Source organism: Streptomyces sp. NPDC052016 (assembly GCF_044548445.1).
GTDB lineage: Bacteria > Actinomycetota > Actinomycetes > Streptomycetales > Streptomycetaceae > Streptomyces.
In genome coordinates this window covers 40,190-61,402 of sequence record NZ_JBIUBX010000036.1, presented here as the reverse complement: position 1 = coordinate 61,402, position 21,213 = coordinate 40,190, and the positions used below count along the sequence as shown (strand labels likewise).

The window sequence follows — 21,213 nt, the reverse complement described above, 5'->3', positions numbered from 1 at the left end:
CGACGCCCCCAGGGGCGCGGGGAACTGCGCGAACAGCCACGACGGCCCGCCACACGCCCCACGACCGAGGACGCCCCCTGGCACGGACCGGCCACGGCCGATCCAGCGCCGGCCCGGCCGACGCCGACAGGGGCACGGGGAACTGCGCGACCAGCCACGACGGCCCGCCACACGCCCCACGACCGAGGACGCCCCCTGGCACGGACCGGCCACGGCCGAAGCACCGGCCCGGCCGACGCCGACAGGGACACGGGGAACTGCGCGAACAGCCAGACGGCCCGTCACCCGCCCGAGTCGAGCCGCCGCGGCCACCCGGCCGCACCAACACCGGTAACCCGGACGGCCCCCCTCGCTGGTCGGCCCCTCCACGCGATGGTGCCGTGAGAGGAGGCACCCCGCGCAGTCCACCGGCCACCGCCCAACGCCACCGCCCATCCAGGAGGCACCCGATGACCCGCCGTCCCGTCCTCGCCTCCGCGCTCTGCCTCACAGGGCTCCTCCTCACCACCAGCGCCTGCGCCACCCTCGGCCTGGAGCACCCTCCGACCGCACGGCCGCCGCTGCCGACCGTGCAGGAGTCGTCGGGCAAGTCCTCCAGCGCGGCCGGCGCCGCCGTCCTCACCGACTCCCAGGCGCGTTCCGCGCTGATCACCGACACCGATCTGGGCGCGCCCTGGACCCCGACACGCGGCGCCGCCACCTGGCGGGACGGCCTGCTCAAGGCGACCACCCCTACCGCGGAATGCCAGAAGCTCCTCGACCGGCTGTACGCCGACGAACTGCTCGGTGGCCCCGCCCGCGCGGTCGTCGCCCTCGACGACCCCGACAGCGGGGCCCAGCTTCGCTACCAGCTCACCGGCCTCCGCCCGGCTCAGGCGGACCGCGCCCTGGACTGGCTGAAGACGCTTCCCGAGAACTGTGCGCGGTTCACGGCGAAGGCGCCGGACGACACCGTGCTCGACGTGACGGTCGGCGAACTGCCCCTGCCGGAGGTCGGCGACGTCCGCCAGGGTCTGCGGGTGACGCTGACCGACTGGAACACCGACGGCGACCCGCTCGCCCTCGCGATCGACGTGGCCGCCGTCCGCGCCGGCCAGGACACCTTCGCCCTCACCAACGGCAGCCTGAACGACGTGCCGAACGAGGCCACGCAGGCGGCGGTGCAGCTGGGGGTGCAGCGGCTGACGGAAGTCCGTAAGCAGGGGCGGGTGCAGGTTTGACGGAGGGGCCGGCGCCCCGTCCGTCACCTGCGGTGAGCCGGCGCACTCGGGGGGTGGGGGTGTCCGTGCACTTGCGTGTGCGGGCACGCGAGGGCTGGCCGCGCAGTTCCCCGCGCCCCCAAACAGGCACGCCTTCGGCAGCCCGACGCTCCGCCGCACCGGGGCACCCCTGCACCCGCCAGCGCGCGCACGCGGCGGCTGAGCGCACAGTTCCCGCGCCCCTCGCCTCCGGCGGACCGACGCCCCCACGACACGGGCATGCCCGTGCGCTTACGGGTGCGGGCACGCCGGGGCTGGCCGCGCAGTTCCCCGCGCCCCCAAGCGGGCACGCCTTCGGCGGCCCGACCCGCCGCCGCCACCGGGGGCACTCGTGCGCCCGCGCCCCCGGCCCGGTTCGTCAGTCCGGGTCGAAGCGGGTGGCGTGGGCCACCACCTCGTGGGCCATGTCCAGGACCGTGCGGCCCTCTGCGAAGGCGTGGGCGCGGAGCAGGGCCAGTGCCTCGTCGGAGGGGACGCCCCGCTGGGCCATGACCATGCCGACCGCCTGGTACACCTCGTCGTGGTCGGTGGCCAGGGGGCTCAGCCAGAGACCGTCGCCGAGGCGGCCCGCCTCCTCGCCGCGGGGCAGCGCCATCAGGGCGACCGTCAGGACGTCGGCCACGAACCGCGCCGTGCTGACCTCGTCGTCGGCCAGCTCGCCGGGGACGTCGCGGTAGAGGTCGAGCGTGCCGACGCACACCGAGCGGTCACCCAGCGGCAGCGCGTACACGGCGCGCACTCCCGCGGCCGCGGCCTGCTGCGCGAACACGGGCCAGCGGGAGGCGTCCCGGCCGGCCGTCAGGTCGCAGGCGAAGACGGGGGCGCCCGTCTCCGCGGCTCGCAGACAGGGACCGTCACCCAGGGTGGCCTGCATCTCCATCAGGTGCGCGGCCCGCTCACTGCTCGCGCTCAGCGGTACGGGCATCCCCTCGCCGCGCAGCGACACGCTCGCACCGCTCACGGGCAGGAGCCGCACGGCCGCCGCGCACAGCCGCTCCGGCACCTCGCCGGGCTCGGCGTCCTGCACTTCCTGGGCGATCACGTCGGTGATCCGTTCCCGGTCCCGATCGCGCACGCCGACCACCTCCGCGTACGCCTGCCGCACACCTTCCCGTCGTCCGGCCGGGTACCCCCCGCCCGCCGCGAAAACCCGGGCCTCTACGCCTTCTCGTAGGGGTCCGCGGGCTGCTTCACGCGGGTGACCTTCGCCGCGTCGAGGACCGGCGGCCAGGCCTCCTCGGAACCGAGCGTGCCCTTCGGGTGCCAGGCGCCGGTGACGGTGATCCAGGTGTCGGCGGGCAGCGCGTCCGCCCCACGGACCTGGACCTTGCTGGTGGTGGCGTCGGCCGCACAGCAGGTGACGGCGAGGCGGGTGAGGTACCAGGTGCCGTCGTCGCCGTGGGTGACGAAACCGGTCATGCGGACGGTGCGGCCCTTCAGGGAGCGGCCGCTGTCGTAGACCGCCCGTGAGCTGAACTCCGCGAGGGTGAGTTCCACGGGGTCCTCGGCCGGGAGCGCCGGGAAGGTCCCCACGCCCTGCGCGGCCCGTTGCGCGGCCTCCCGGTCGGCGCTGTAGGAGCCGAGGGCGGGGGGCGGGAAGAGGAGGAGGGCGAGGGCGGGGAGGGCGAGGAGCCAGGCGAGGCGGGAACCGGCGGGATGGTGGGCGTGCCCGTGCGGCTCCCGATCGCCGTCGGCCCCCGTCTGCTCGTGCGGCTCCCGATCGCCGTCGGCCCCCGTCTGCTCGTGCGGCTCCCGATCGCCGTCGCCCGCGCGCCCATGCGGCTCCCGATCACCGTCGGCCGCGTGCCCGTCCTCGCGGGCGTCCGGCGTGCGGCTCCGCAGGGCCGCCGTCAGCAGGCCCAGCAGGACCAGCGCCGCCCCCGAGACGACCAGGTACGGCCGCAGTCCCGCCTGCACGTAGCGCAGGTACAGCTCGCTGAAGAGGGTGATGCGCAGGACCGCCCCTCCGGTCAGGAGGAGCAGTACCGCCGGTCCGTACCGCTGCGTCACAGCAGCCACCACCCCACGAGCACACTGGCCGTCACGGCCACCACCCAGGTGACGGACGCGAACCTCACCGCGAAGGAGCGGCCGAAGGTGCCGGCCTGCAGGGCGATCAGCTTGAGGTCGACCATCGGCCCGACCACCATGAACGCCAGCCGCGCGCTCGCCGGGAACGCGCTCAGGGAGGCGGCGACGAAGGCGTCGGCCTCGCTGCACACGCACAGCACGACCGCCAGCAGGGCCAGCAGCGGCACCGCCACCCAGGCGGAGCCGGTGAACACCTCGAGCACGGAGCGCGGGACTACGATGTTGAAGGTCGCCGCGGCCGCCGCGCCCAGGACGAGGAAACCGCCGGCGTGCAGGAAGTCGTGCTGGAGGCCGGTGAGGAAGGCGCGGACGCCGGTGGCGTGCGCGGCCGGCCGGCGCGGCAGGCGCAGCCACTTCTCCCGGCCGAACCTCGCCCACAGCCAGCCCATGACCACGGCGGTGCCGAGCGAGGCGACGAGGCGGGCGAGGACCATCTCCGGCCGGCCCGGGAAGGCGATCGAGGTCGCGACCAGCACGACGGGGTTGATCGCGGGCGCCGACAGGAGGAAGGCGAGGGCCGCCGCCGGGGCCACCCCGCGCCGCATCAGGCTGCCGGCCACCGGCACGGACGCGCACTCGCAGCCCGGCAGCACGGCCCCGGCCACGCCCGCGACCGGCACGGCTAGCGCCGGCCTGCGCGGCAGCAGCCGTCTGAGCGCCCGTTCCGGCACGAAGGCGCCGATCGCCGTGGAGACGACCGTCCCGAGGAGGAGGAAGGGCACGCCCTGGACCGCGATGGCGGTGAAAACCGTCCACCAGGCGGCCACGGGCGGGGTGTACAGGTCGAGGGCGAGCGTCGGGCCCAGGACGGACACGACGGTCGCGACGGCGATCAGCGCGGTGCCGCCGAGGACGGCGTACACGAGCGCGCGCACGGCCAGGCGGAGGCCGTCGGCCACTGTTCGTTCGTTCTGCACTCGGTATCCCGCCGGTCGTCGTCGCGGCGACGCTAACCAGGGCGGCTGTGCGACACCCCGGGATCGGCGGAGAGAAACCTGTGGGGAGCGCGGGTCTGCCGGGGCGGGGGCATCGGTCACGGGCGCTCGGGCGTCCCACCTCCGGGGCGCGGGGGACTGCACGTCCCACACGGGCGCGGGGGAAGCGCTTCCCATACGGGCGCGGGGGATTGCACGTCCCATACGGGCTCGGGAAACAGCACGTCCCACACGGGCGCGCGGAACAGCGCGTCCCACACGGGCGCGCGGAACAGCGCATCGCTCAGGGGCGCGGGGAACCGCGCGAGCGGCCACCGGTACCCGCACCCGCCGCCCCTACAGCGGTGGCTGGGCCGGGGCCGGTCCCAGGGTCGTCGTCCCGGGCGCCGTACGGTGGCCCAGGCCCGTCCGGTAGGCGTCGAGTGCGGCCTCCACCCGACCGGTGCGCCGCAGCAGATCGCCGAGGAGGCGGCACAGGTCGGCGAGGTCGCCGACGGCTCCGGCCCGCTCCAGCAGGCTCAGGGCACGGACGTAGTGCTCCTCGGCGGTCTCCGTGTCGCGGGCGTCCTCGGCGATGATGCCGAGCAGGCGGTGCGCGGCGGCGGAGTGCACGGCACCGCGCTCGGGAGAGAGATCGCCGAGCACGCCGTGCAGCAGCTCGGCGGCCTCCTCCGACTTGCCCCTGCGGTGCAGGACGTCCGCCAGCTCGACGGCGACCTGGCTGGTGTAGAGGGCGGCGCGCTGGGCGGAGAGCATGGCCTGGGCCTGTCTCAGCTCGTCCTCGGCGTTCTCCAACCGGCCGTTCTGGGCGTAGACGTAGCCGCGCATCCAGTGGCAGTTGGCCAGCTCGGTGCGCAGCTGGAGCTGACGGTAGAGCTCGGCGGCCTTCGCGAGGGAGGTGTCGGCCTCGGCGAGGCGGCCCTCGGCGAGCAGGGTGCGGGCGACGGACCGGTGCATCCGGGCGACGAGCGCCGGGTCGGCGACCTGGGGCGCGAGCGCGAGGGCGAACTCGGCGGCCTGGGCGGCGCGGGCGTGGGCGCCCATGTCCATGTACGGCCCGATGACCGAGGCGTACAACAGGAGCAGGGCGTCGGGGTCGTGCAGTCCGCCCCGGTTGAGTTCGTCGAGGGTGGACTCCAGCAGGTAGACGGCGTAGCGCAGCTCACCGGCGAGGTAGTGGGAGACGGCCCGGCCGCGCAGCGCGGGCACCCGGGCCGGGAGAGGGGCGTGCGCGAGGCGGGACTCGGCGCGCTCGAAGTACCGGCGGGCCGTCTCCAGGTCGCCGGTGTCGATGCCGCACTCCCCGAGGCCGAGCAGGGCGGTGGCCTCCTCCTCGACGAGTCCGTGCTCCTCCGCCTCGGCGAGCAGCAGTGTGTACTGGCGGGCCGCCTCCTGTGCGTCCCCCGTGGCGAGGGCGCGCTGGGCCTCGGTGAGCCGCAGCCGCAGATCGGTCACGAGCCGCGCCGACCGTCCGGTCGCCAGTTCCTCGAAGTCCACGCCGAGCCGGTCGGCGATGTGCTTGAGCGCCTCGTCTGAGGGCCGTACCCGGCCCGCCTCGAGCGTCGAGACGTAGGCAGGGGTGTAGGTCGGCTGGGCCAGCTGCCTCTGGGTCAGCCCGCGCTCGACGCGCAGCCGCTGCACCCGGCGTCCGATGACCTCCGGTTCGTCCCGCTCTCGCACTCCCGACTCCCCCCAACCGGCCTTGCGCGTCTTGCCGTTGGCCACGCGGAGCCCCTAGGTTAAACGGCGTATTAAGCATGTTTAATACACGGCTGACGCCAGCAGTCGTGGCAGAAGTCGCTTTTTGACCGCCGTAGTCGCCGACGTTGCGAGGTTGCCGTGCTCGGACGCACCACCAGCGCACCCTACGGACGCTCCTCGGGCCGGTACGCCAGAGCCGTCGCGGCGGCGGTCCTCGCCGTGGCGGCCCTGATCACCGCGGCCAACGCGGTCCCGGCCCACGCGGCACCCGACGAGCCGGCACCGGCGGCGGCGCGGGACGAGGTACGTCGCGGGTAGAGGGGCCTCGCCCTCCTGACGGTCCGCCCCGAACCCGTTCCCGCGCGGACCCGTTACGGTCCCTCCCGGCCCCGGCCCCGACATCGACACCTCGCCGGCGGACGCCGGCGCCCGCCCCCGCGGACCGGTTCCACGGTCCCGCGACGGCCGGTGGCCGGTCCGGCCGCCCGGGCGGTTCAGCCCTGGGTCTGCAGTTGCCGCAGCTGGCGGTGGACGTGGTCCAGGGCGCCCTCGCGGCGACCCGGGACCCGGCCGCGGAGGCCGGCCAGGGCGGGGCCGAGTGCGCGGGCGCGGGAAGGATCCGTGATGCGGCCCCACTGGTGGTGCGCCCGGTCCACGGCCGCCTCCACCGCGGGCGCGTCGGCCGGCTGCCCGGCGGCCAGCCGCGCATCGGCGACCGCCATCCAGGTACGGCAGCTGCGCTCCGCGTCACCCGCGAACATCGCCAGGTCGGCCCGCACCTCGGTCCAGTGCAGGGCCTGCTCCGACCCCGGCCCGTGCGCGGCCGCGGCGGCCTGCTCCCAGCGGGCGGCGAGGGCGTCGGCGTCGGCGTGGTGACCGGACCGGACCGCGGTGCTGATGGCGGCGTGGGGGTCGTTGCCGGGCGGGGGCGCTTCGGCCGGCCCGCCCGGGGGCGCCCCCTCCGGGACTCGGGGACCCGGCCCGTGCAGGGCCGGAACGGGGGGCTGGGAGCGGGAGTCCCGGGGGGCGGGCAGGGAAGGCGCGGCCGGGGCGAGACCCACGGCGGGCGTCACGGCCGGGGCGGGAGCCACAGCCGAGGGGTGAGGCGCGGCCACGGCGGGCGCGACGCCCATGACGGGCCGGCCCACCGGGCCGGGCACCGCATACGCCCCGGTGCCGGCGCCCACACCGGACAGCACCAGGTCCCCCACCTCGCCCTCCCCTGCGATCCGGGCCAGCGCCATCTGGTGCAGTTGCTCCACCGGCGGCCTCCCGCCACTGCGCAACACCGTCGCGACCGCCTTCATGTACGTCGGCGCGGCCACCTTCCGCCGCCCCACCGGCGGTGCGACACGGCCGTGCACGGCGACCCCGGGTCCGCAGTCCAGGGCGTGCCCGCGCAGCCACCCCCAGGTCTCCGCGTCGGCGTGCAGGTCGACCAGGAGCGTGGTGGATCCGGCCTGCCGCAGCCGCAGTTCCTCCCGGAACCAGTTCCAGGGGAAGGCCGTGTACCGGACGGTCGCCGGCGTCGTACGGGCCAGCGCGAGATGCGGCAGCCGCTGGCGGCGGTCGAGCTGGAGCTGGCCGGTGACGAACAGGGTCAGCGGGCCGGGAGCGGCCGCGGCGGCCCGCAGCCGGGTCAGGACGGCCTGCGGCTCCAGCGGATCGGCCAGTTCCACGACGTTCGCGGTGTCGGCGCCGGACAGCACGGCGGGCGGCACGGCCGCGAGCACGGGGAGGACGGACGCCGCGTCCACCAGGCATCCCTTGCCCACGGGTGAGGCCGCGAGCAGCAGCACGGTTCCGGGCATGGTCCCTCCCCCTGTCGATCACGTACGTCAGCACCGTAACCGCTGCTGGTGCAAAGGTGGGCCTCAGGTCTGCAAACGTCCCAGTACGGGGCCTTCGTCGGCCTCCGCCCCCGCACGCCGTACCGCGAAGATCGTCGTGTCGTCCTCGAGGTGGCCGCCGGTGTGGCGCAGGGTGCTCTCGCGGACGTGGGCGACCAGGCGGGCCGGCTCGGCGGTGCGGGCGTCGCGGGCGAGGGCCTCGACGAGGTCGTCGGCGAGCGGGTAGAAGGCGCCGGCGGGGTCCCGGGCCTCGGTGACTCCGTCGGTGACCAGCAGCAGGGTCTCCTCGGCGGCGAGGGCGGTGCGCAGGACGGGCGGCAGCCCGCCGCCGGCGAGTTCGCCGAGGCCGAGGGGCAGGCCGTCGCCGAGCGGGAGGATCCGTACGCCCGCCGGGCCGACCGCGAGCGGCGGCTCGTGGCCGAAGTCGACGACCTCGACCGCGCTGTCGTCGTCCTCGGGGAAGCCGATCAGGACGGCGGTGGCGAAACGGTCGCCGTCGTCGCGGCCCAGGGCGGTGGTGTGGGCGCGGTGGCGGTGCATCCGGGTGTCCAGCCGGCCGGCGACGGTCCGCAGGTCCGGCTCGTGGTAGGCGGCCTCCCGGAAGGTGCCGAGCAGCGCGGCCGCCGCCTCCACCGCGCCCAGCCCCTTGCCCTGCACGTCGCCGAGCAGGACCCGGGTGCCGTGCGGGCCGGGCTGGATGTCGTAGAAGTCGCCGCCCACGCGGGCGACCGCGTCGGCGGCCAGGTACACCGCCGCGTGGTCGAGGCCGCCCCAGCCGGGCGGCAGCGGGCGCAGCACGGTACGGCGGGTGGTCTCGGCGATGTTCCGCATGTGCCGCATCCGCCGCTCGCCGCGCACCCGGACGTAGCAGGCGATGGCGGAGAGGATCCCGCCCACGAGGACGAGGACGAAGTCGGCGAGCCCTCCCCGGTACTCGTCCGGCCAGGCGGCGTCCGCGGCGAGGTACGTGACCATCGCCAGCACCGCGAAGAGGACCGTCGTCCACACCCCGCACAGCGCGGCGGCGATGGCGGCGACGAACACGCACCACGAGACGATCCTCAGCTCACCGGTGGTGTTGAGGTCGACGACGGCGATGACGACGAGCATCCCCAGCGGCACCAGCCAGGTGACGCTGCGGCCGCGGACCTGCAGGAGCTGATGGCGTGGCAGGACGACGTCGCGCCGGGCCCGCGGGTCGCGGTCGTGCAGCCCCTGGCCCCGCTTCATGAGGTCAGCGAAACACGGGCGGGGGCCGTCCGCATCCGGGCAGCCGACTTGCCGCCGCCCGCGCCCAGGTGTGCCCTGGAAGCCGGGGGCGAGGAGAGAGGAGTGCTCTCATGGCTCACGCGGCACCCGCATCGGGCACGCGGCCGGGTCCCACCCCGTCGACACCACTGCCCGACGTCTTCAGTGCGCGGACGCACCAGATCGCGAAATGGGCGACGCCCGCCGTCATGGGGCTCGTCTACGGCTACTGGGCCGCCGCCAACCAGCGCAGAGGCGGGCCCGTCACCGGCTGGAACATCCTGTTCGGCTTCGTGACCGCGCTCGTCTTCGCCGCGCTGTACATCGCCGTACGCGCCGTGGCGCCGCGGATGAAGCGGGAGATGCGCGCCCTGCTGTGGGCGGCGTTCGCCGGCTGCGCGGTCGGTTTCCTGCTCAACCAGACCGGAGCGAGCGTGGCGTGGTGCACGGGCATGGGAGTGGTGACCGCGGCCAGCATGTTCGCGGTGCTGTTCTACCGCTACTACACGCACGAGGACGCGGAAGGCCACCGCGTCCGCTGACCGTCGGCGACCACGGGCAGACGTGGGCCCCGGCCGTTCCACGCCGGGGCCCACGTTTCCCTCATCCCTCCACTCACCGCGCGAGCGGGATCCACTCCCACCCGCCCGACGAGGTTCCGGAAACACTGACGCTCCACGCGCTCGAGAAGGTGAACTCCCGGTCACCCGACGGCACGGAGCCGGCGGCGGATGCCTGCCGCACGGTCAGGGCCGTCTCGTGGGCGAGGGTGACCAGGACCGGATCGCCGGTCGAACCGACGCTTCCCCGTCCTTGGGCAGAGGTCGGCGGGGCTGCCGCCGCAGTGGTTCCCGCCGTGCCGACGGCGAGGACGCCACTGGTGAGCAGGGCCGCGGCCAGAGTCCGCAGGGCCGGAGCAGTGCGCATGATCGGCCTCCTTCTCCCCACCTCCATGAGACACCCGTTCGGGTGAACCCTCCACCGGAGGGCGCGGAGCCCGGTGACGCCAAGGGCACCCGAGTGGCGGATCACCGCTGGCGCGCCCGCCCCCGCCCGCCGTTGCCTGGAAGGGTGTCCCGACGCCTGCGGACCGCCGTCTCGGCCGTCCTGATCGCCCTCGCCTGCCTCCTGCTGCCGTTCGGCGCGTTGGCGGTCTGGGCGGCGTACGGCCTGACGGACACGGGCCGTTACGTCAGCACGATGGCTCCCCTGGCCTCCGACCCGGCCGTACGGGACGAGGTCGTGGACACGGTGGCCGACGGCATCCTGCGCCGGGCCTCCGCCGAACAGCGCCGCCCCCTGCATCCCGAGGTGACCCCCTTCGTGCGCGACGCGGTGCGCTCCTTCACCCACACCCCCGCCTACCGGCGGGTCTGGGACGCGGGCCACGAGGAGGCGCACAAGGCCGTCATGACGGCACTGCGCGACGACCGGGGCGGACGGGGCGACCGGGTCACCGTGGACCTCGCCCCGGTGGCCGCCCGCCTCGAACGGCAACTCGCCGCCGAGCACGTGCCGTTCGCCGACAGACTCCCGATCCCCCACACCCGCCTCGTGCTGCTCCCCGCCGACGACCTGGCCGCGCTCCGGAAGGGCTACCACGTGCTGGACCTCGCCGCTCTCTGGCTTCCCCTCGCGGCCGTCGCCCTCGCCGTCACCGGCATCACCGTGGCGGCCTGCCGCCGCCGCGCCCTCACCGCGACCGCCCTCGGCACGGCCCTCGGCGGCGCCTTCCTCGCGCTGGCCGTGCTGCTCGGCCGCCACCTCACCCTCGCGGACCTCCCCGACCAGAGCCACCGTCCGGCCGCGGCCGCCGTCTACGACGCGCTCACCGCGACCCTGCGCACGGCGTCCTGGGCGCTGCTGGCGCTGGGCGCGGCGGTCGCGGGCGGGGTGTGGCTGGCCCGGCGGGTCCGTGTCCGCCGGTTCCCGCCCGTCCACCCCCCGGGCTCCGTGGACGCGGGGGCGACCGTCCCCCTGGGGTTCCACCCCGGCCCCCGGCCATTGCGCCCGCCCACCCGGCCGACCCGGTAGGCGCCTCGGCCTGAGTCCCCCGGCGACCCCGGTGGGACTCCGCCCCGCGCACGCCGACGAGCTCTCCCTCAGCCCGGCCCCACGCCTCGTGCGATCCCCGCCAGCACCTCCAGCGACCGCGCCAGCTCCTCCTCGCCCGCCGACGCGAGCCCCAGCCTGACCGCGTCCGGGGTGCGGTGCGGGTCGACGGTGAAAGCGGTGCCCGGGGTGACGGCGACGCCGTGGGCGGCGGCCGCCGCGGTGAAGGTGTCCGCGCGCCAGGGGGCGGGCAGCTCCCACCAGGCGAAGTAGCCGTGCGGGTCGGTCCGCACGGTGAATCCGTCCAGGCGGGCGGCGAGCAGACGTTGCCGTCGCGCCGCGTCGGCCCGCTTCGCCGCCACCAGACGGGCCACGGTCCCGTCCCCCGCCCACCGCACGGCGGCCTCCAGCGCGAACCGCCCCGCGCTCCACCCCCCGGACCGCACGGCGTCGGCCACCGCCTCCACCCGCTGGGGCGGTACGACGAGGAAGCCGACGGTCAGCCCGGGCGCGACCCGCTTGGACAGTCCGTCGACCACCAGGGTCAGCCCGGGTGCGTGGGCGGCCAGGGGAGTGGCGTCCGGGTCCGGGCGGAGGAAGGACCAGATGCGGTCCTCGACCACGGGCAGATCCAGGTCCTGCGCCTGCCGCGCGAGTTCGCCCATCCGCCGCTCACTCGTGGCCAGCGAGGTCGGGTTGTGCAGGGCGGGCTGGAGGTAGAGGGCGGAGAGAGGAGCCGCGCGGTGGGCGGCGGCGAGGGCGTCCGGGCGCAGGCCCTCGCCGTCACCGGCGATCGGCACCAGCACGATGCCCAGCCGGGCGGCGATCTCCTTGACCAGCGGGTACGTCAGCTCCTCCACACCGACCCGGCACCCCGGCCGGGCCAGCGAGGCGAGCGCCGCGGCGATGGCCTGGCGGGCGTTGCCCGTGAAGAGGAACCGGCCGGGGTCGGGGCGCCAGCCGGGGAGGGCGAGCAGGCCGGCGGCGGCCGCGCGGGCGGCGGCGGTGCCGTCGGCGGGGGCCGGCCGCACGGCCTCCGTCAGCATGTCGGGCCGCAGGAGCGGCGCGAGGGCGGGTGCCAGCAGCTCCGACTGCCCGGGTGCGCACGGGTAGTTGAGCTCCAGGTTGACCGGGGCGGCCGTCGCCGTCTCGACGAGTGCCCGCGCCTGCCCGACCGGCGGTGCGGCCCGCACGAAGGTCCCGCGCCCGACCTCGCCCACCACCAGCCCCCGCCGCACCAGCTCGCCGTAGACCCGCCCGGCCGTGGAGGGCGCGATGCGGTGCCGTCGCGCGAACCACCGTTGCGGCGGAAGCTGTTGGCCGGGCCGGAGCCGTCCGGTGGCGATGTCGTCGGCGATGCGGTCGGCGATGCGCCGGAAGTCGCCCATCCGAGGCCCCCCTTGGCGGAGACGGCGAGGTCGCACGGCACACATTGCACCGAGGGCAAAGATCTTATTGCTCCGAGAAGTCGGGCCGTCCTAGGGTCGAACACATGGCACCCTTCCTCGCATACGAGGACAAAGGAGCGGATTCCCCTCTGCTCCCCTTGGTCCTCGTCCACGGCCACCCCTTCGACCGCACGATGTGGAACCCGCAGATCGAGGCGTTCGCCCCGGCCCGCCGGGTGATCGCGCCCGACCTGCGCGGTTACGGCGCCTCCCCCGTCCACCTGGGCGTCACCCACCTCTCCCGCTTCGCGGAGGACATCAGGGAACTGCTCGACGCCCTCGCGGTGGACGCCTTCGTCCTGGCCGGACTGTCGATGGGCGGCCAGATCGCCATGGAGTGCTACGACCGCTTCGGCGACCGCGTCCGGGGCCTGGTCCTCGCCGACACCTTCCCCACCGCGGAGACCGCCGCCGGCAAGGTCTCACGGCGCGAGACGGCCGACCGGCTGCTGGCGGAGGGCATGCGCGGCTACGCCGACGAGGTGCTGGAGAAGATGGTCGCCCCCTCCGCGGACCCCGAGGTCAAGGCCCACGTCCACCGCATGATGACGTCCACCTCCCCCGAGGGCGCCGCGGCGGCCCTCCTCGGCCGCGCCGAACGCCCCGACTACCGGGCCCTGCTGACCCGGGTCACCGTCCCCGCCCTCGTGGTGGTCGGCGCGGACGACGAGTTCACGCCGGTCGCGGACGCCGAGGCGATGCACGCGGCCCTGCCGCACTCCGAACTGCGCGTGATCGACGGCGCGGCCCACATGCCGAACCTGGAGCGGCCCCAGGAGTTCAACGCGGCCCTGGGGGCGTTCCTGGAGCGGGTGGACGCGGAGGCCGCGCGGGGCGCGGCCGGCGCCCTGGACGCGATGGACGGCGGGAGGTGATCCCTTCGCCGGGTGACGGCCTCGCGGGTACCGTCGCACCCCATGAGCGAGACGACGACCACCCTCTGGCGCCCCACCGGCCCCGAGGAGCTGGCCCTGGTGGAGGCCTCCGGGTGGACGGCCTGGCCGCCGCGGCTGCCCGAGCAACCGATCTTCTACCCGGTCCTCGACGAGGACTACGCGGTCCGGATCGCCCGGGACTGGAACGTCCCCGCGTCCGGGGCCGGTTACGTCACCCGGTTCGAGGTCGACAGCGCCTTCCTCGAGCGGTATCCGGTGCGCCGGGCCGGGGGAGAGACCATCCTGGAGCTCTGGGTACCGGCGGAGGAGCTGGATGAGTTCAACGCGCACATCGTCGGACGCATCGAGGTCGTCCGGGAGTTCCGCTGACGTGCCCGACGGACGGCGCGGGGGGCGCCTGTTCGGGGGCTGGTGCGCGGGGCTGCTGTTCGCCGGGGTGAGCGTGGTCGTGGGGTGCCGGGCCGCCGACACCGACGCCTTCACCCCCGTACCGCAGCTCCTCGCCTTCCTGCCGTGGCTGCTCGTGCCGGCCGGGCTCGGGGTGCTGCTGTCCCTGCTCGCCCGCTGGTGGACCGGGCTGGTGTGGGGGGTCGTGCTGCTCGCGCTGCTGGCCTGGTTCGTCGAGCCGTACGGGAGGACCGGCGAGCCCGAGGGGCCGCCGGTCGCCCGGCTGCGGGTGCTGACGTCGAACGTCGAGTTCGGGTGGGCGACGGACGCGCTGATCGCGGCCGTGCGCCGGGAGGAACCGGACGTGGTCTTCGCGCAGGAGTGCGAGTACGGCTGTCAGGCGGCGGTGACGCGGGAGCTGGGCGGCACGTATCCGCACCGACGGGCCGTGGAGGGCGACACCTCCGTCGGGTCGATCATCCTCAGCCGTTTCCCGCTCACGCCCGCCCCCGTCGTGCCCGGCCGCATGGGCATGCCCGGGGCCGTCGCCGACGTCGACGGACACGCCGTACGGCTCCAGCTCGCACATCCGAAGCCGCCGCTGCCCCGCCAGGTCACCCTGTGGAAGCGGGAGCTGGGCCGGCTGAAGGACTTCGCCGCCCGGCACCGCGACGACGGGCCCCTGATCCTCGCCGGCGACTTCAACGCCTCACAGGACCACGCCGCATTCCGCCGCATCCTCGACACCGGGCTGTACGACGCCGCCCGGCTCGCGGGCCGGCACCGCGAGCCGAGCTGGCCCACCCGGACCACACCGGCCCTCGGCACCCAGATCGACCACGTCCTCGTCTCCGAGGAGTTCTCGGCGAACCGGGCCCGCTTCCTGGACCTCCCCGGCACCGACCACCGCTCACTGCTCGTGGACGTCACGCTCCACAAGCCCCGCTGAGGCGGACCCGGAGGAGGCCGGCGCGGCAAGGCGATCACCTCACCGCACCGGACCCGCGAGGCGTCAGACGCCGATGTCCTCGCCGTCCCGCCGCCACACGGCCACGACCGCCGGGCGCACGATCTTCCCGGGGCCGTCCGGCCAGGTGCTCGCCGGCTTCTCCACCGACGCCCCGTCGATCTCACCCGGGTGCTGCACGGCGACCAGCACCCGTCGCTCCTGGATGACCGGACCGCAGGTCTCGGCGCCCTTCGGCACGGTCAGGAACTGCTTCAGCTCACCGCGCCGCTCCCCACGCGTGGCGACACCGAAGAGGCCGTCGTGCGAGCCGAGCTGGGCGCCGTCCGTGGAGATCCACAGGTTGCCGTAGGGGTCGAAGGCCACGTTGTCCGGGCAGGAGATCGGGCTGACGTCGTCCTTCGGGAAGCCCGCGAAGTAGGTCGCCGGGTCGTCCGGGTCACCGGCGACCAGGAAGAGCGACCAGACGAAGCTCGTGCTCTCCGGCCGGTTCCAGCGCTCGGTGAGCTCGAGCACGTGCCCGTGCTTGTTGGCGTTGCGCGGGTTGGCCTCGTCCGCCTTGGCGTTCGAACCGACACCGCGGTTGCTGTTGTTGGTGAGGGCGACGTACACCTTGCCGGTGACCGGGCTGGGCTCGATGTCCTCCGGCCGGTCCATCTTCGTCGCGCCCACCTTGTCACCGGCGAGCCGCGTGAAGACGAAGACCTCGTCGGCGGTCATGCCCTCGACGTGCGAGACGGCGCCGTCGGCCGTGGCGGTGGCCAGCGGGATCCACTGGCCACTGCCGTCGAACTCGCCGTCGTTCGGCAGCTTGCCCGTGCCGTCGATCTCGACGGCCGGGGAATCGCCGGTGAGCTTGGCGACGTACAGCGTGCCCTCGTCGAGCAGGGAGAGGTTGTGCTCGCGCACGGACCGGGAGGTGCCGTGCCGCATCCGCTTGCTGCTCACGAACTTGTAGAAGTAGTCGAAGCGCTCGTCGTCGCCGGAGTACACGACCGGCCGGCCGTCGTGCGTCAGCCGCACGGTCGCGGCCTCGTGTTTGAACCGTCCGAGGGCGGTGTGCTTGCGGGGCGTCGACGTCGGGTCGTACGGGTCGAACTCGACGACGTACCCGAACCGGTGCACCTCGTTCGGCTCCTGGGCGACGTCGAACCGCTTGTCGAAGCGTTCCCACTTCCGCTCGGTGGCGCCGGTCCCGATCCCGTACCGCTTGTCCGTGGCCCGGCCGCTGTTGGCGAAATACTGGTTGAAGTTCTCCTCGCCGTGGAGGGTGGTGCCCCACGGGGTGGTGCCGCCCGAGCAGTTGTTGAGGGTGCCGAGGACCTTGGTGCCCGTCGGGTCCGCGGACGTCTTCAGCAGCGCGGAGCCGGCGGCCGGCCCGGTGATCCGGAACTCGGTGGTGGCGGTGACCCGCCGGTTGAGCGGGTGCCGCGGCACGGCGACCAGCTTGCCCGTCCTGCGGTCCCCCTCCACCACGACCGCGGACAACCCGTGCGCGGCCCAGGCGATCTCGACCTGCTCCCGGGTCGGGTTGGCGGCGTCGTACCCCCGGAACATGAGGATCTCGTCGGTGTACTCGTGGTTCGCGACGAGCAGCTGCCGGTTCCGCTCCCCCGGCAGCGGCAGCAGCGCGAGGAAGTCGTTGTTGTAGCCGAACTGCCCCGCCTGGGCGGCCGGGGTCTGCTTCTCCGGGTCGAAGGCCGGCGCACCCCGCAGGATGGGCTCGCCCCAGCGGATCACGACGTTCTGCGCGTAACCGTCCGGGACGGTCACGGCATCGGCGGTGTTCGGCGCGACACTGCTGTAGCGCAGGCCGCGCGCGGCTTTGCCCGGCTTGGACGGTTTCCCGTACGACGCAGCCCCCGCCTCCGGGGTCGCCGCCGTGGCCGGACGCGCCCCGGCGACGCCCGCCGCACCGGCGGCTCCCGCGACGGTGACGACGGCCGCGGCACGCATCATCGAGCGGCGGCTGAGGGCCCCCGCGATGACGTCACCGACGTACTCGTTGTCACTGGTGTTGGGCACCTCGTGGAAGCAGGCGTCACCACACCGGAAACGGCAGGTCATGGCGGATCGACCGCCCGGATGCGACTGGGACGGCGTTCCGATCAGCGGCAGCAGCTTGCGCACCTTGTATCTCCCCTTGCGTGCCCGTGGTGTGAGCGTGACGGTAAGGGGACGTATGTGCGGAAGTGCTTACGCAGAGTGAACGGCGGGTGAACCCCCGGCAGCCGGACGGATGTTGACGGAGCGCCGACGCGGTGTTGACACACCGCCCTTCCGGCCACTCACCCCTCCCCAAGATCGCCACTCGGGGCCGCTAACCTTACGTGTCCGTCCTGGCCAGGGATTACGGGCATCAACTCACGCGAAGGGTTGCGCACATGGGCATTCTCACTCTCCTGCGGAACGCGTTCGGCCGCTCACGCAAGACGCGCACGGCCGAGGCAGAGGGTGCGGAACGGGTTCCTTCGCAGGGAGCACCTTCGCAGGCGACGACTCCGGCAGCCTCCCCCACCGCCCCCGAGCCGACCGCCCAGGAGCCCACCCCCCAGGTCCCCGAGCCCCGCACGGAGGCCCGTACGGAGGCCCGCACGGAGGCCCTCCAGGAACACGAACTGGTCGCGGCAGCCTTCGACAACGTGACCGTCCCGAAGCCGTCCCGCCCGGCGGCGGAGCCGGTGACGGAGGAGCCGGTTTCGGCAGAGGGCAAGGCGGCGGAGCCGGTCGCGGCGAAGGCTGAGGCGGCGGCGGAGGTCGCAGAGGCCAAGGCCGAGGCGGCGGAGGCCGAGGCGGACGCGAGTGTGACGGAGCACGCGGAGGCGGTCGCGGCGGAGGCCGAGAAGGCGGAGCCGGTCGCAGCGGAGGCCGAGGAGGCGGAGCCGGTCGCAGCGGAGGCCGAGGAGGCGGAGCCGGCCGCGGTGGAGCTCGCGGAGGCGAAGGCCGAGGCCGCGAAGGCCGAGGCGGACGCGAGCGAGACGGAGCCCGCGGCGGGGGCTGAGGAGACGGCGCCGGTCGTCGAGGATTCCGCGGCGCATCCGGCGGAGGAGGCTTCGGCGAAGACGGTGGCCGAGGAGCCGGCGCCGGTGGACGAGAAGTCTGAGGCGAAGGCGGACTCCGAGGCGGAGGCCGAGCAGGCCGCCGCAGAGGCCACCCCTGAGGCCGAGCCCGAGGTCGAGCCGGTGGCTGCGGACGCCCCCGCGGAGACCGAGGTCGAGTCCCAGCCGGAGGCCGAGGTGGAGCCGGTCGCCGAGGTCGCCGAGGAAGCCACCCCGGAAGCCGCCCCCGAGGTCGAGCAGGTCGTCGCAGAGGCCACCGCCGAGCCCGAGGCCGAGCCCGGGGCCGCCGCCGAAGCGCCGGTCGTCGAGGAGCCGGCGTCGGCCGCCGAGCCCGCCGTCGAACCCACCGCGGAAGAGCCGGCCCCGGAGGCCGAGCCGGTCGCGGCGGCGGAGGGGCCGCAGGCCGAGACGAGCGCGGAGCCCGAGCCGGCGTCCGAGCAGGAGCCGGAGCCCACCGTCGGCACCACGGCCACGGCGGAGCCGACCGGCACGTCGGACGCCGTGGAGCCCGCGGCTCCCGCGTCCCCGGCGGAGCAGAACGAGCCCGCGGCCGCCGACGGCGAGGACGCCCCCCAGGGGCCACCCGCACCCGACAACGAGAGCCGCACGGGTGGTGCCGGTGGGAACGACCCGGCCGAAGGCGAAGCCGAGGCCGCGGAGCCCGCACAGGCCCCGCAGGGCGACGCAGAGGCCGCAGAACCCGCGCAGGCCCCGCAGGGCGACGCCGAGGCCCTGAAGGACGACGGCGAGCCCGCGGAAACCCCGCAGCCCGACGCGGTCGAAACGCCCACCCCCGCCCACCTCACCACCGCCCGCACCGCAGCCGCCGCCACCCTCGAGAAGCTGGACCTCGCCGGCGCCCGAGCCGACGTCTACCTCGTCCTCGACCGCTCCGCGTCCATGCGCCCGTACTACAAGGACGGCTCCGCCCAGGCCCTCGCCGACCAGACCCTGGCCCTCGCCACCCGCCTCACCCCGGAGGGCGCCGAGCCGAAGGTCCACGTCGTCTTCTTCTCGACGGAGGTCGACGGCACCGCCGACCTCACCCTCGCGGACCCCGAGAACCGGATCGACGACCTGCACGCCGGCCTCGGCCGCATGGGCCGTACCAGCTACCACGCCGCCGTCGAGGCCGTGGTGACCCACCACGAGAAGCACGGCAAGGCCGCCGGGACGCCCGCCCTCGTCGTCTTCCAGACCGACGGCGCCCCGGACGCCAAGACCCCCGCCACGCAGTCCCTCACCGAGGCCGCGAAGAACCACCCGGCCGTCTTCTTCTCCTTCGTCGCCTTCGGCGAGCACGACAACAAGGCCTTCGACTACCTCCGCAAACTGAAGACCGACAACACGTCCTTCTTCCACGCGGGCCCGACCCCCCGCGAGCTCACCGACCAGGAGCTCTACGAAGGCGTACTGGCAGCCTGGCGCCCGTAACCGCCCGTAACCTGTCGCGATTTCCCGTAACCGTCGGTAGTCACCGCGAGCAGGCGCGACCCCTCGGGGGGTGGACGGAACACCCGTCCACCCCCCGAAACGCATGTGAGTCGATCGTCACGGGGCCAGTAGGATTTCGGGCATGGCGGCCACTGGAACCGAGAAGCAGGGGGCGAAGGCGTACTACGTCTCGACCCCCATCTACTACGTCAACGACGCTCCTCACCTGGGCCACGCCTACACGACCGTCGCAGGGGACGTGCTCACGCGCTGGCACCGTCAGCGCGGCGAGAAGGTGTGGTACCTCACCGGCACGGACGAGCACGGTCAGAAGATCATGCGCACGGCCGAAGCCAACGGCGTCACTCCGCAGGAGTGGGCCGACAAGCTCGTCGACGAAGCCTGGCGCCCCCTCTGGGAGCACCTGGAGATCGCGAACGACGACTTCATCCGCACCACGCAGAAGCGGCACACCGACCGCGTCCAGGAGTTCGTGCAGGACCTGTACGACAAGGGCGAGATCTACAAGGGCGGCTACGAGGGCCCGTACTGCGTCGGCTGCGAGGAGTACAAGCTCCCCGGCGAGCTGCTCGACGGCGAGGGCGACTACGCCGGCCAGAAGCTCTGCCCGATCCACAAGAAGCCCGTGGAGATCCTCAGCGAGGAGAACTACTTCTTCAAGCTGAGCGAGTACGGCGACAAGCTCCTCGCCCACTACGAGGCGAACCCCGGCTTCATCCAGCCCGAGTCCGCGCGCAACGAGGTCGTGAACTTCGTCCGGCAGGGCCTGCAGGACCTCTCCATCTCCCGCTCGACGTTCGACTGGGGCATCCCGATCCCCTGGGACACCAAGCACGTGATCTACGTGTGGGTCGACGCGCTGCTGAACTACGCCACGGCGGTCGGCTACAACGAGAACCAGGAGAAGTTCGAGGCCACCTTCCCGGCCGACGTCCACCTGGTCGGCAAGGACATCCTCCGCTTCCACGCGGTGATCTGGCCCGCGATGCTGATGGCGCAGGGCCTGCCCCTGCCCGGCAAGATCGCCGCGAACGGCTGGCTGATGGTCGGCGGCGAGAAGATGTCGAAGTCGAACCTGACCGGCATCAAGCCGCAGGACCTGACCACGCACTTCGGCGTGGACGCGTACCGCTGGTACTTCCTGCGCGCGATCGCCTTCGGCCAGGACGGCTCCTTCTCCTGGGAGGACTTCTCCGCCCGGTACACGAGCGAGCTGGCGAACGACTACGGCAACCTCGCCTCACGGGTCGCGGCCATGGTCGGCAAGTACTTCGACGGCGTCCTGCCGGAGGCCACCGCCGACGGCGAGGCGGAGAAGGCGCTGCACGACGGCCTGGCCAGGGCGGTCTCCGAGGCGGACCGGAAGATCGGCGACGAGCTGGACTTCCAGGGCGGCATCCTCGCCGTCTTCGACTTCGTCAAGCAGGTCAACGGCTACATCACGGAGCAGGAGCCGTGGAAGGTCGCGAAGGACGACTCGGCCGAGGGCCGGGCCCGCCTCGCCACCATCCTCTACACGGCCGCCGAGTCCCTCCGCGCCGTCGCCGTCCTGCTCAACCCCGTCATGCCGGACACCTCCCAGAAGCTCTGGGACTCCCTGGGCGCCGAGGCCACCCTGGGCGCTCTCGCCGAGCAGCGGGTCCAGGAAGCCGGCGACTGGGGCCGCCTCCCCGTCGGCTCCACGATCACCAAGGGCGCGGTCCTCTTCCCCCGCCTGGAGGAGAAGCCGACGACGGGCTGACCACCGTCCACAGGGAAGCGGCCCGGCGACGTCCCCACGACGTCGCCGGGCCGTTTTCGCGGAAGCCGACCTCACGGAGTTCGTGGCGAAGCAGACGGCGTGACGTGGGACGCGAGGGCCGGGG

18 protein-coding genes are annotated in these 21,213 nt (G+C 74.2%); 9 read left to right on the top strand and 9 right to left on the bottom strand.

What is annotated here, in order from left to right:
- The first annotated feature begins 449 nt into the window (after nucleotides 1-449).
- Nucleotides 450-1,220: a hypothetical protein gene (locus ACIHAR_RS35445; RefSeq protein WP_365463434.1), complete on the top strand. Its 771-nt coding sequence runs from the start codon at nucleotides 450-452 to the stop codon at nucleotides 1,218-1,220.
- Between the two features lie 397 nt (nucleotides 1,221-1,617).
- Here ACIHAR_RS35445 and ACIHAR_RS35440 read toward each other — a convergent pair whose 3' ends face one another.
- The 4 genes from ACIHAR_RS35440 to ACIHAR_RS35425 all read right to left on the bottom strand — a co-directional run bounded on the left by ACIHAR_RS35440 (nucleotide 1,618) and on the right by ACIHAR_RS35425 (nucleotide 5,965).
- Entirely contained in the window at nucleotides 1,618-2,343 is a 726-nt protein-coding gene (locus ACIHAR_RS35440; RefSeq protein ID WP_400023355.1) for a GAF and ANTAR domain-containing protein, read from the bottom strand.
- A gap of 74 nt (nucleotides 2,344-2,417) precedes the next feature.
- Nucleotides 2,418-3,269, bottom strand: coding sequence for a TIGR03943 family putative permease subunit (locus ACIHAR_RS35435; RefSeq protein WP_400023323.1), 852 nt, complete (start codon nucleotides 3,267-3,269; stop codon nucleotides 2,418-2,420).
- Complete coding sequence (locus ACIHAR_RS35430) at nucleotides 3,266-4,267, bottom strand: permease (protein WP_400023322.1); 1,002 nt, start codon at nucleotides 4,265-4,267, stop codon at nucleotides 3,266-3,268. The genes ACIHAR_RS35435 and ACIHAR_RS35430 overlap by 4 nt, the downstream gene beginning before the upstream one ends.
- A gap of 354 nt (nucleotides 4,268-4,621) precedes the next feature.
- Nucleotides 4,622-5,965: a tetratricopeptide repeat protein gene (locus tag ACIHAR_RS35425; protein WP_400023321.1), complete on the bottom strand. Its 1,344-nt coding sequence runs from the start codon at nucleotides 5,963-5,965 to the stop codon at nucleotides 4,622-4,624.
- Nucleotides 5,966-6,124: 159 nt separating this feature from the next.
- Here ACIHAR_RS35425 and ACIHAR_RS35420 point away from each other — a divergent pair, with 159 nt between their 5' ends.
- Nucleotides 6,125-6,304, top strand: a complete 180-nt coding sequence (locus ACIHAR_RS35420; protein ID WP_400023319.1) for a hypothetical protein — start codon at nucleotides 6,125-6,127, stop codon at nucleotides 6,302-6,304.
- 176 nt (nucleotides 6,305-6,480) lie between these two features.
- Here ACIHAR_RS35420 and ACIHAR_RS35415 read toward each other — a convergent pair whose 3' ends face one another.
- Both ACIHAR_RS35415 and ACIHAR_RS35410 read right to left on the bottom strand, forming a co-directional pair.
- Complete coding sequence (locus ACIHAR_RS35415) at nucleotides 6,481-7,797, bottom strand: hypothetical protein (protein ID WP_365463420.1); 1,317 nt, start codon at nucleotides 7,795-7,797, stop codon at nucleotides 6,481-6,483.
- A 63-nt stretch (nucleotides 7,798-7,860) separates the two neighbouring features.
- A complete protein-coding gene (locus ACIHAR_RS35410; protein ID WP_400023318.1) occupies nucleotides 7,861-9,066 on the bottom strand; it encodes a PP2C family protein-serine/threonine phosphatase in 1,206 nt (401 codons plus the stop codon).
- A 110-nt stretch (nucleotides 9,067-9,176) separates the two neighbouring features.
- On the opposite strand from ACIHAR_RS35410, the gene ACIHAR_RS35405 reads away from it, so the two are divergent.
- Nucleotides 9,177-9,626 carry a hypothetical protein gene (locus tag ACIHAR_RS35405; protein ID WP_400023316.1) on the top strand — a complete coding sequence of 150 codons (450 nt, stop codon included), beginning with the start codon at nucleotides 9,177-9,179 and terminating at the stop codon, nucleotides 9,624-9,626.
- Nucleotides 9,627-9,699: 73 nt separating this feature from the next.
- Here ACIHAR_RS35405 and ACIHAR_RS35400 read toward each other — a convergent pair whose 3' ends face one another.
- The gene (locus tag ACIHAR_RS35400) at nucleotides 9,700-10,011 is read right to left on the bottom strand and encodes a hypothetical protein (RefSeq protein ID WP_365463411.1); all 312 of its coding nucleotides are present in this window, start codon (nucleotides 10,009-10,011) and stop codon (nucleotides 9,700-9,702) included.
- A gap of 144 nt (nucleotides 10,012-10,155) precedes the next feature.
- On the opposite strand from ACIHAR_RS35400, the gene ACIHAR_RS35395 reads away from it, so the two are divergent.
- Nucleotides 10,156-11,118: a hypothetical protein gene (locus tag ACIHAR_RS35395; RefSeq protein ID WP_400023315.1), complete on the top strand. Its 963-nt coding sequence runs from the start codon at nucleotides 10,156-10,158 to the stop codon at nucleotides 11,116-11,118.
- A 68-nt stretch (nucleotides 11,119-11,186) separates the two neighbouring features.
- Here the strand turns inward: ACIHAR_RS35395 and ACIHAR_RS35390 are convergent, their stop codons facing one another.
- Entirely contained in the window at nucleotides 11,187-12,524 is a 1,338-nt protein-coding gene (locus ACIHAR_RS35390) for a PLP-dependent aminotransferase family protein (RefSeq protein WP_400023313.1), read from the bottom strand.
- A gap of 104 nt (nucleotides 12,525-12,628) precedes the next feature.
- On the opposite strand from ACIHAR_RS35390, the gene ACIHAR_RS35385 reads away from it, so the two are divergent.
- Genes ACIHAR_RS35385 through ACIHAR_RS35375 form a run of 3 tightly spaced genes read left to right on the top strand, consistent with a single transcriptional unit; the run spans nucleotide 12,629 to nucleotide 14,816 of the window.
- On the top strand, nucleotides 12,629-13,459 hold the full coding sequence (locus ACIHAR_RS35385; protein WP_400023312.1) for an alpha/beta fold hydrolase: 831 nt from the start codon (nucleotides 12,629-12,631) through the stop codon (nucleotides 13,457-13,459).
- 42 nt (nucleotides 13,460-13,501) lie between these two features.
- Nucleotides 13,502-13,849, top strand: a complete 348-nt coding sequence (locus tag ACIHAR_RS35380; protein WP_388751531.1) for a hypothetical protein — start codon at nucleotides 13,502-13,504, stop codon at nucleotides 13,847-13,849.
- Nucleotides 13,794-14,816, top strand: coding sequence for an endonuclease/exonuclease/phosphatase family protein (locus ACIHAR_RS35375; RefSeq protein ID WP_400023310.1), 1,023 nt, complete (start codon nucleotides 13,794-13,796; stop codon nucleotides 14,814-14,816). The genes ACIHAR_RS35380 and ACIHAR_RS35375 overlap by 56 nt, the downstream gene beginning before the upstream one ends.
- A gap of 63 nt (nucleotides 14,817-14,879) precedes the next feature.
- Here ACIHAR_RS35375 and ACIHAR_RS35370 read toward each other — a convergent pair whose 3' ends face one another.
- Entirely contained in the window at nucleotides 14,880-16,964 is a 2,085-nt protein-coding gene (locus ACIHAR_RS35370) for a PhoX family protein (protein ID WP_400023309.1), read from the bottom strand.
- A 254-nt stretch (nucleotides 16,965-17,218) separates the two neighbouring features.
- Between ACIHAR_RS35370 and ACIHAR_RS35365 the strand changes: the two genes are divergently transcribed.
- A complete protein-coding gene (locus tag ACIHAR_RS35365) occupies nucleotides 17,219-19,327 on the top strand; it encodes a VWA domain-containing protein (RefSeq protein ID WP_400023307.1) in 2,109 nt (702 codons plus the stop codon).
- Nucleotides 19,328-19,469: 142 nt separating this feature from the next.
- The gene (gene metG / locus ACIHAR_RS35360; RefSeq protein WP_400023306.1) at nucleotides 19,470-21,089 is read left to right on the top strand and encodes a methionine--tRNA ligase; all 1,620 of its coding nucleotides are present in this window, start codon (nucleotides 19,470-19,472) and stop codon (nucleotides 21,087-21,089) included.
- Nucleotides 21,090-21,213 lie beyond the last annotated feature (124 nt).

Bases quoted from the DNA above. Each gene is read 5' to 3' on its own strand.
- ACIHAR_RS35445 (WP_365463434.1), top strand. From the start codon at position 450: ATGACCCGCCGTCCCGTCCTCGCCTCCGCGCTCTGCCTCACAGGGCTC.
- ACIHAR_RS35415 (WP_365463420.1), bottom strand. From the start codon at position 7,797: ATGCCCGGAACCGTGCTGCTGCTCGCGGCCTCACCCGTGGGCAAGGGA.
- ACIHAR_RS35410 (WP_400023318.1), bottom strand. From the start codon at position 9,066: ATGAAGCGGGGCCAGGGGCTGCACGACCGCGACCCGCGGGCCCGGCGC.
- ACIHAR_RS35405 (WP_400023316.1), top strand. From the start codon at position 9,177: ATGGCTCACGCGGCACCCGCATCGGGCACGCGGCCGGGTCCCACCCCG.
- ACIHAR_RS35400 (WP_365463411.1), bottom strand. From the start codon at position 10,011: ATGCGCACTGCTCCGGCCCTGCGGACTCTGGCCGCGGCCCTGCTCACC.
- ACIHAR_RS35390 (WP_400023313.1), bottom strand. From the start codon at position 12,524: ATGGGCGACTTCCGGCGCATCGCCGACCGCATCGCCGACGACATCGCC.
- ACIHAR_RS35385 (WP_400023312.1), top strand. From the start codon at position 12,629: ATGGCACCCTTCCTCGCATACGAGGACAAAGGAGCGGATTCCCCTCTG.
- ACIHAR_RS35380 (WP_388751531.1), top strand. From the start codon at position 13,502: ATGAGCGAGACGACGACCACCCTCTGGCGCCCCACCGGCCCCGAGGAG.
- ACIHAR_RS35375 (WP_400023310.1), top strand. From the start codon at position 13,794: ATGAGTTCAACGCGCACATCGTCGGACGCATCGAGGTCGTCCGGGAGT.
- ACIHAR_RS35365 (WP_400023307.1), top strand. From the start codon at position 17,219: ATGGGCATTCTCACTCTCCTGCGGAACGCGTTCGGCCGCTCACGCAAG.
- metG (WP_400023306.1), top strand. From the start codon at position 19,470: ATGGCGGCCACTGGAACCGAGAAGCAGGGGGCGAAGGCGTACTACGTC.